A 1,276-nucleotide genomic window follows, 5' to 3' on the forward strand; every position below is an offset into this window, starting at 1 on the left:
ACATCAAGCATTGACCGTAACGAAGGTTGGTCGGCATGGCGTCGGTGCGCAGATCGGCCATCAGTTGGGGACGTTGCTTTGCATAGTCAAAAAAGGCGACCCGACTTTCTTTGTATTCGTCATAGGTATAACCCTGCTCTTGCGCAAAGGCTTTAAGAGTGTTGATGCTGGCAGTTCTGGAGCAAACGCTGAGCGCGCCGGTATTTTTCACGTCACAAAATGGCAGCCACATGTTGATCTGTTGAAAATAATCGCCCAGCAGCGTGTCCGAGTGATGGGTGAAAAGTTCGCCATCCGGCAACCTGTATCGATCATCCAGTTTGGCGGGGATGTGATAGCGGACCAATGGGTTGTGTTCGAATACGAAATCAAAATCCAGATGGTCGCTGAGCCAATGAACAAACTTGTAATACGCCTCGATCATCGGCGCCCCGAGTGTTTGCAGAGGGTCATGCCAATGGCCGGAGTCTTCCAGATGATTGCTGATTTGTTCCTGGCTCAGGCATTCATGTATTTTGTTCAGTGCAAAGTCGGTTTTGAGGTTGTAGCGACTGGCCAAGGTCTTTTGAAGTGTCCCTGCCAAGTCGAAGTCCGACGTTGGGTAATCCATGATAGAGATGCCGTTCTCTATCCTATGAACACTGTAAAGCTGTTTGTTGATATCGAAAAAAGACATTTTAAACTCCTTGTTAGCTGTCTCTCGTACTTGAAAACTCATGCATTTGATGCGGGTTGTTCGTTCGGACCGGAATCAGCCAGCTCTCCAGGTCCACCACCCGGTTGGCGCCCATCCGTATCTTTATATCGATTGCTCCCCGCCCTAGGCAGTTGTTCTTGAAACCCAGTGATTCTGCCACTTTGTACAGTTGGTAATAATCGCTGACGTACAGGTTCAGCCCCGCCGGAACCTGGCTTCGATCTTGACCCTGAACCAGTTGCGAGAAAACCCCGCGTTGTTCATCGGCGTAACTGAGCGAGCCATAGACCGGTGCATGGGTCGTTTTGTCGTAGTTCATTTTGATGTAGTACTTTGAACCTTCCGTCGACCGTGCCAGTGCCTGCATTGCCTCGAGCGAATAGAGGTTTTTGACGTGCTGGTATTTATCCACATTGAAGGATTGAAGAAGTGAGAACGCCACCAACACCTCGCTGTTCTCGGACAATTCACCAAGACGGTATACCTGCGTATGACAGAGGTCCTCGGCCCGGCGCGTCAGGCGCATCATTTCTTTGTAGTGTTTCCTACCCATCGAAGTGAGCAAGCACTCATCCAGGG

The 1,276-nt window shown here is 50.2% G+C and carries 1 protein-coding gene and 1 pseudogene; both read right to left on the reverse strand.

Annotated elements, in window-relative coordinates; all coding sequences use genetic code 11:
* A partial coding sequence (locus AC1DRJ_RS28165) for a mitomycin antibiotic biosynthesis protein (RefSeq protein WP_477805024.1) occupies window positions 1-676 on the reverse strand: 676 nt, incomplete at its 3' end.
* A 13-nt stretch (window positions 677-689) separates the two neighbouring features.
* Window positions 690-1,276: pseudogene (locus AC1DRJ_RS28170) on the reverse strand (hypothetical protein); the annotation flags it as partial.

The sequence above is a fragment of the Pseudomonas sp. P5_B2 genome (assembly GCF_056400445.1).